The organism is Mesorhizobium loti CJ3sym, assembly GCF_000472785.1.
Lineage (GTDB): Bacteria > Pseudomonadota > Alphaproteobacteria > Rhizobiales > Rhizobiaceae > Mesorhizobium > Mesorhizobium loti_E.
Map to the genome: position 1 here is coordinate 236396 of NZ_AXAL01000012.1, position 7474 is coordinate 243869.

Here is a 7474-nt window from a genome sequence, read left to right on the forward strand (position 1 = left end):
GACGCCGGTTGGGCCTGTACACTTAAATTGCAAGCGCCACGTTAGCCGTTAGCGCTGTGGCACCGCAGGCTGCAAGTCAGGGCGGGGCTGGGAAGGTGTGTTCCTTGCAAACGACATCAAGGACGACCTTCGCCGGCGGCTTCTGGTCTTGGCCGGGCGGCTTATCTGGACACAACCAGACAGATAGTGCGGGCGTGAACGTATGCAGCGTGCCCAACATCTCCTCGGTCTTGGTCGCCCAATCCGGATTGTCGAATCCTGTCAGAATGAGGCCCGGGGTCCGGGGTGCCGTTCCGGCCGTCGCCTGCCGAAAATCGCTGGCCTGCCGCAACACCCGCTGCAGCGCGCCTTCCCATAGGTAGACGGGTTCGATTGCAAGAATCTGCTTGTCGGACAGGCAGTCGATGGGGCCGCTGCCCAGATCGAGGCCACGCACAATGTCGGGGCAATAAAGCTCCCTCAGCCCGATTCTTCGATCATCAACACCTCCCAACAGCAGCGGGTTAATGCTCAAGGCCTTCTTCGGCATTTCCTTCTTCGGCTGCCCGTCGTCAAACGGCATAACCAGCTTCTTAAACCCATATTTGTCGGCATACGCCATCTCACAGGTGAAAGGCTTCTCGGTGGGTGGGTACCCATCTTTGGTAGTTCCGGATTCAGACAACACGATGTTCACGAAAACTGATTCAGCAGGTAACAACTTGAAATCACTTAACTGCCTCTTGGTCGTTGCTATATCGATCAGATTAAAGTGGCCATTCAGCTTATCCGTCGAACAGGTCATCTGCGGCCTGACGGTCGCCGCTGTCGGTCCTGCATTGGTCAGGGTGTAGTGGTACACCGGGACGCTGACGAAGACCTCGTTGGCTTGTAGCGCAATGGCAGTGTCGTCCAGGCCAAGGTTGAGGTAATCGACATATTGATAGTCCAAGGACAGTGTTGGCGCGTCTAAGCGCAGGAGGGCGAGGGCGTTGTTTTTGGCCGGCACGAACAGTGCGGTGATCGCCGTGATCACCGCGGCTGGGAACCCAATCCAGTCGCGGACGAACTTCGCATAGTCGCCAAAGGTTTTGGTCTCGGGTTTGACCGTCGGCACGGGATTCGATGTCATGGCCTATCTCCCGCCAAGAGGCGCTGGTTTCGCTCTGGAAAGCCCAGCGTCGGTCGCTTCGGAAAGAGTCAGCAGCCAGATGCTGTCGTAGTCCGCGTCGTCCCACATAGCTGGGGCGATCCCGGCCGATGCGACGATTGCAGCTGCCAGGCGCGGAATCGCCTCATGTTGCCAGCACACGAGGACGGGGGAGGGCTGCTGCAGGATCTGAGGTCCCGCCTGTTCCTCTTGACCCTTGGAAAAGGTGGTGTCGGGTTCGAGTTGCAGCCGGCGCGCGAGAGGCGCGACGGTTTGTGTTGGCCGGAGGCTTCGTATGCCGCTGCCGTCTTTCTTGATCGGCGCCGAGGCAACGATTGCGACCGGCACCTGCAGCGGGGGCGGAGGATAGAAAAACAGGTGGGCAAGAGCGCCGGCGCGTTGCCAGCCGCGCACGGTCAACGACTTGTCGTCGGCCTGGCCAAGTTCATCGACACCGAGTTCCGGCTGTTCCGGAACCGGTTTTTCGGCGTGTCGGATAATCATAACCAGCCTGTCGGCCATGGTGGCAAACCTTGGTGACTCTCGTTTGCTGAACGATCCTGCTGGCCTTCGCGGACGATTGATTGCCGCGAAAACCTATTCCGCGAAATACGCCGATATGCGCCTGTCGGCCATATCCTGCCAGCTGGCATTCGTCTTCAGGAACCCCTCTGTCGGGTCCGCCGACGCGGAACCGCCTTTCCGCTTGAGGGCGGCCGACTCCTCGGCTTCGGCGGCGCGGAAGCGATAATGGTCGAACACATCAAGCACATGCGTTGCATAAGCCTTGGCGAGCGCCGGGTCGCGCTGAATGATGGTCAGGTTCTCGTCGTTCGAATACGATGCCTTGTAACCCAGATTGTGGCTGCCGAACGCGACAAGGCAGTTCTCCGGGTCGAGGGGGTCGATCACCAAGATCTTGTCGTGAATGATCGCCTTGCCGGCGCTTAGGATCTCATCATTCACGAAGTTACCGAGCTGACGCCCGATGTCCTTGTCGGTCAGCGCTGTGGCGCGGACCACGTTCACGCCACCCTGCTGGATGATGTAGGGAGATGCCGGCACCAGAGGGTTGCCGTTGGCGTCTTTGCCGGACGGCTGGTAGCCCCAGGCTAACGGGTCGGACACCGCGCCAACAACCTCCAGCTTGGCGTCGGCCAGGCCGAGGTCGATGGCTTGCGAGATGATCGAATGCACGCCGGCCTTCGAGGGAAGAAACACGGCGAACAGGATGATCTTGTGGGCCTTGCGCATCAGCGAAAACAACCGGCTCAGGTCCGGCGGGGGCGGGGGCTGGATCTTGGCCGTCGCCGAAGGCGGTTGCTGCTTCTTTGGCACATTGGGCGAATACCAGCATTCGAAGCTTGCGCCGTTGACCAGATTGCCCGTGACAGGGTTGAGATTGCTTTCCTTGAGAGTGTCGCCCTGGTCCGCACCGGGGTTCGGGTCGGAGGGGTTGGCGGGCTGGGGCAAAGGGTTGTCGAAGAGACGCTGCCAGTACTTCAGATAGGCGTCTGCGACACCGGCATCCTCGATGACGATGCAGTTGTTGCTCTGGCCGCAGATGCCGCTCCAGGTCCAGTTCGTTGATCCGGTGAGCACCGCCTTCGGTCCTTGGTCATCGGACCAGACCACGAACTTGTTGTGGCCGATATGACCAGAGCCGTTGAAGAGCCGGTCCTGCATGATGAACTTGGCACCTGGCTTGCTGGCAATGGCACGCAAGGCCGCACGGGCATCGGCGTTTCGGGTGTCGTAGGTGTGGGTCGCTTTGCCGGTGGCTTCATCCTTGCCGTCGCGATTGCCGGCATCGGAAAGGATCAGCTGCATCCGCGGCGCTGCGGCCTCCAGCAAGGCGACAAGTTGTCGGTCCTCGAGTTCGTATAGCGCTGCATGGAAGTGCCCGCCCGGCCGGCTCAGAAACTCAGTCATCGTGGTCGGCACGTCGCCTGCGAGGTAGCGTCGCAGCTTGTCGGCGGGGTCACGGAGACGGACTTCCAGCTCGCCGGCGCCGATTTTGCCGTCATCCTCCTCGAGGACCCGGATCAGGAATTGCGTCGACAGGATGCCGTTGGTGAACGTCGAGATGAAGGGACCGACGCGGCGCGTAGCCACAACGATGTTGGTGAGCACTGCCGGCCCTAAATAGCCCAGCCGGACGGGCTTACCCTCGTAGTGATGCTCGACGACCTGCCCGGTCTTGGCGTCCTTGTGGCTGCTCGGCACGGGTACTACTTCGTCCAGTCCTGCCCGAAAGCGTCCCACCGGGCGGATACTGTAGCGCAGCCGCTCATTTTCCTGCCGCAGCCCTGCCTGATCACGGCGGCGTCGCAACGTGAGATCGCGCCAGTTGAACTTCTGCACCGGCCAGATAGTGGTGTTCTGCGCCTGCCAATCGGGATTGGATTGGCCGTCAAAGGCAACATATGCAGCAAGAGGCCGCTCTTCGACAATGTCGTCGCTATCATCCTTCAGGATTTGGCGAACAATGTGGAAGCCAAGGCAGTCCGGAATCGGATCAGGGTCGGTTCGCCACGCCAGGAAGGCGACTTCGTTATTGACGATTGCAGTAGCCTTGACGATCTGCACCATCTTGCCCTCTCATAAGAAAGACGCGCGCCACCATAGAACCTAGGCCGACATCGACCTCGTTCGCCTAAAATACGGGACAGAATGTTTTACACAGCCGCTCTGTTGAGCAAATACCGTGAGTTCTATTTTCATATTATACTCCAGAAGCAAGCGCTAAAGTAAAGGTCCCCTCCAATATTTATTTTACACAGGCGTCCTGAAGGCTAGCTAGGGATGTTCGATTTCACGGCCACGTGGAGCCCTTCCCATATGTGGGATCCGCCAGCCTCGCTACCGTTCGATAGCTGTGGGATGTTTTTGAGAGGAGTGCTGCCACAGGTGTGCATTGTGCTAACCAGAGGCTAGGTTTCGTTGATAAGGGCCCAAGAATGGCCAGCAGGTATAGCCGCGACGCGCTCCATGATGCGATCAGGCGCAACATAGTCACCCCGGACCCAAGTCCGGGGTGTTTTCATTTCCGACGCAAGCTGGAATGCCATGACGGAGGCCCGGCGTCGCCGTGCCTCCGGTTGCGCTAGTTGCGGATGCTCCCGTGGCGGGATGCCTCGGCGACGTATTCCGGGAGCATCTTATTGCGACGGAAGTGCAGGTCGCGTTAACCTCGCATCCTCAAATTTGCTATATGTCGACAACCACTTTCTCTCCCTCATGAGCTGGGAAGACGCAATCATATAGATATTTTGACTTTAGCTTGGGATCGTCCCAAGGGGTTGTCCGGTCGCTTGCATAGTTGAAGTAAAGCGTCTTAGGGCGCGGCTGCCCGAATTTGAGGATACGGCTAATCGCTTCCGGATCAGGGTGGCCAAACACCGCGCCGTTGGTTGATATCGCGAAACGATCGCAGTCAATTTTCTCGACCACCTCGCGGGTCAGATTGGCTCGGCTGCCATGGTGGGGAACCTTGACGAGGTCGATCTTGTAGGTGCCGGCATCGCCTGCCAGCGAAGCGAGGCTGGCAAGCACGATGTCGGGATGCGCGTCCGCACCGAGCAACACCCGCCGACCGCGATACTCGGCGATCATAGCGATGCTCGAGCCGTTGGGCGCGGTCTTGTCGATCACGCTAGGTTCGCTCAGTATTTCGACGTCGAGCTTGGCCGGCATTGCGCGCTTGCCGAACGCCTCAAGTCCGGGACGGCCGGCAATCGGTGGCGGCGGCGCCGCGGGCTTGAGCACGTTCTGCCAGTCGCTGCGCAGCTTGTCGAGCTTGGCGCGATTAGGCGAGATAAGTGTCAGTTTAAGGTCCGCGAAGGCAAACGGCTCCGACACCGCCTCGGTATAGATCGCATGGCCCGAAAATGCCGTGTTGATCGGCCATCCCTTTGCAGCAAGCGCCTTGCTGTAGGCGTCAGCGGCGTTGAACCCGAATGGCTTGAGTTCGCTGCCATTGGCCATTGCCATCAACTGATCAAATCCGTTGTACCAGACGGCCGCGGGCATCAATGGCAGATGCGGATCCTCGGCTAATTCCAGCAGGCCGTCGATATGATCGGCGTCGATATGACTTAGAAGCAGCAACTCCACCGTCTCGCCACGCCCGGCGATCGTCGCCAGCTCAGTCTTCAGTCGTGGCCATGTCGCCTTGCGGCCACCATCAATAACAATATGGCGCAGTTTGTCGTTTGTGGCACCGTAGCTGAGGATCAAACTGTCTCCCTCGCTTGCCGGTAACATCGTGAGGCGGAAGATGCTTTTAGTTGAGGTTGCTTTCGCGGAGCTTTGCGCAGAACGCAGAACCGCTGGCTGGCGCGGAGCGTAGCGGAGAACCGTGAACGCCTGACTGGCGTCAACCCGACCGGCCAACATGCCGGCTTCCCTGGCGAGCGCTTTGAGATCGGCGTGATCAGCTGAAAGCAGGATCGACATTTCGCGTAGCAGCAGCACCCCGGCACTGAAATAGGGCGTTCCGGCGGCAAACGCCCGCCGCAACGCTTCGGCGGCGCGCGCATTGTCGCTTGGTCCTGTTGGTCTCAGGATCAGCCGGCGGGCGTGGACAATTGCCGCGTCCGGGATGGTTGGGAAGCGCGTCATGCAGTTGCCCAGCCAGGCGTCCCAGCGCTCGTGCTCGTTTGGGGCATAGACTGCGAGTCCGACATAGGCTGCCGCGCACGCGGCTAGCGGATTGCGCAGCTTATCCCCGATCGTCTCCTCGATCAGGTTCTCGCGTTCGAGTTCGGCGAGTAGCGGACGCGCCGCGATGGCTTGGCCACGATCGAGGAAAGCGAGAAGTCCCGCAAGTCGTCGATCTTTGACCGCGACCGTGGTCGCTGTGCCGGCCGTTCGAGCAGGGTCGACCAGCACCTCCGCCGGGCTGAAGTCACCGCTGTCGGTGCAGAACCATGGTAGTGGCAGACTGGCGATTTCGAATCCGCCGTTGGGCAATTCTTTCCGCGCCCACTGGCGGTTCGCCGGTTCGGGAGGGGCCTCTTGTAGGTGTGGGACACGCCATAGAGCCGTGTCGCCGTGCTGACTTTTAGGCTCCAGCAATGCCCAATCCGGCATTGCACCGGCAACCTGATCAAGAGGCCCGATACCCTGCATAAGCCGGGCGCGCTGCGGAGGGGTTGGCTCACCGATCGACGAGGCATTGTCGGGCTGTATTATGTATTTGAGGTGGTCATGTCGCGGATCTGTCGCCGCCATGTCGCTAACCCTTCGCAGCGCCGCAGTGTAATCGTCGCTGCTGGTGTTGCCCGACGCCACCGCTGCATTGGCGAGAATCTCTCCGTCCGACCGGTTAACCGATTCCTGCAGGCTGAATCCGGCCCCGGGTGCAAAATCATCTGCGAACCGGCATAGCTCGTTCGAATCCTTGTCGATCGTCACATTTCGCTGAATGATACGTCCTGACGGCAAGGTCAGTTGGACGTTGTAAAGTCCCTCAGGCAACAATTGCTGGACACTCTGCCCAGCCGGAACAACCATCTCGTGGTTGATCAGCCCGCTGCCCTCGGCCGGGAAGCCAACGATGCGTGCGACGACGGCCCGGCTGTCGTCGCTCCCTTCGGCGCCGCCAAAGCTGATCGTGATCCCGCTGGGACTCACCATCATGGCCGTTTACTCACGGACAGATCGCAGGAAAGTTCAGGCGGGTATGCGACGATCTTTTTGGCGCAATCTTGATACAGCGAGTCCGGCGCGAAGAACATTCCGACATCGTAGGTCACATTATCCGGATCCTGCGTCGGATTGACCACACGCAGTGCGCAATTCTTGACCTCGGCGCTCCCTGCCACGGCGGGATCATGAACAACGACTTCCTCAAAATTGTCCCGGCGAGCCTTAATGCTGACCTTTTCCTTCCAAATCGCAGGCTCGGCGCTGCCGACATAGACATCAACCGCGATCGGGCCCGGTTTGGATATGGGGAAGTCTTGCAACTGAGCCGCCGGCCACTGGACCACACCCTCGGCAGAACTCGCGCGCCGCAGATAGGTGCTGAGCACGGTATGAAGCCGGCTGTGTTGATTGCCACTGAGAACTGACCCGGCAACCCAGGATATTTCCACCGAGAATTGACCCATGTTTGACCCTTACCCTGCGTTTTTTCAGCGGGGATTACGGAGTGATCGACATGGCATTATTGAGCGTGATCCGACGCTGGCATTATCGAGAACATTTATCGATCCGAGAGATTAGCCGTAGGACCGGCCTGTCTCGGAATACGGTGCGCAAATACCTGCGGGTGGGCGAGGTAGAGCCGAAGTTCAAGGTTCCAGAGCGGCCGAGCAGGCTTGACGCATTTGCCGACCG

6 protein-coding genes are annotated in these 7474 nt (G+C 59.6%); 1 reads left to right on the forward strand and 5 read right to left on the reverse strand.

All coding sequences use genetic code 11. The features are described 5' to 3' along the window. Positions 1 to 76: 76 nt before the first annotated feature. The 5 genes from A3A9_RS0118680 to A3A9_RS0118705 all read right to left on the reverse strand — a co-directional run bounded on the left by A3A9_RS0118680 (position 77) and on the right by A3A9_RS0118705 (position 7245). Positions 77 to 1111: a hypothetical protein gene (locus A3A9_RS0118680; RefSeq protein WP_033838663.1), complete on the reverse strand. Its 1035-nt coding sequence runs from the start codon at positions 1109 to 1111 to the stop codon at positions 77 to 79. A 3-nt stretch (positions 1112 to 1114) separates the two neighbouring features. Beyond that, positions 1115 to 1651, reverse strand: coding sequence for a hypothetical protein (locus A3A9_RS39075; RefSeq protein ID WP_051371011.1), 537 nt, complete (start codon positions 1649 to 1651; stop codon positions 1115 to 1117). Between the two features lie 75 nt (positions 1652 to 1726). Further along, the gene (locus tag A3A9_RS0118690; protein ID WP_027060139.1) at positions 1727 to 3721 is read right to left on the reverse strand and encodes a phospholipase D-like domain-containing protein; all 1995 of its coding nucleotides are present in this window, start codon (positions 3719 to 3721) and stop codon (positions 1727 to 1729) included. 618 nt (positions 3722 to 4339) lie between these two features. Next, positions 4340 to 6772, reverse strand: a complete 2433-nt coding sequence (locus A3A9_RS41810) for a ComEC/Rec2 family competence protein (protein ID WP_051371014.1) — start codon at positions 6770 to 6772, stop codon at positions 4340 to 4342. After that, positions 6769 to 7245: a hypothetical protein gene (locus tag A3A9_RS0118705; protein WP_152536132.1), complete on the reverse strand. Its 477-nt coding sequence runs from the start codon at positions 7243 to 7245 to the stop codon at positions 6769 to 6771. Before A3A9_RS0118705 ends, A3A9_RS41810 begins: the two co-directional genes overlap by 4 nt. Before the next feature lie 50 nt (positions 7246 to 7295). Between A3A9_RS0118705 and A3A9_RS42730 the strand changes: the two genes are divergently transcribed. After that, on the forward strand, positions 7296 to 7474 hold a 179-nt coding region (locus A3A9_RS42730), incomplete at its 3' end, for a sigma factor-like helix-turn-helix DNA-binding protein (RefSeq protein WP_033839119.1).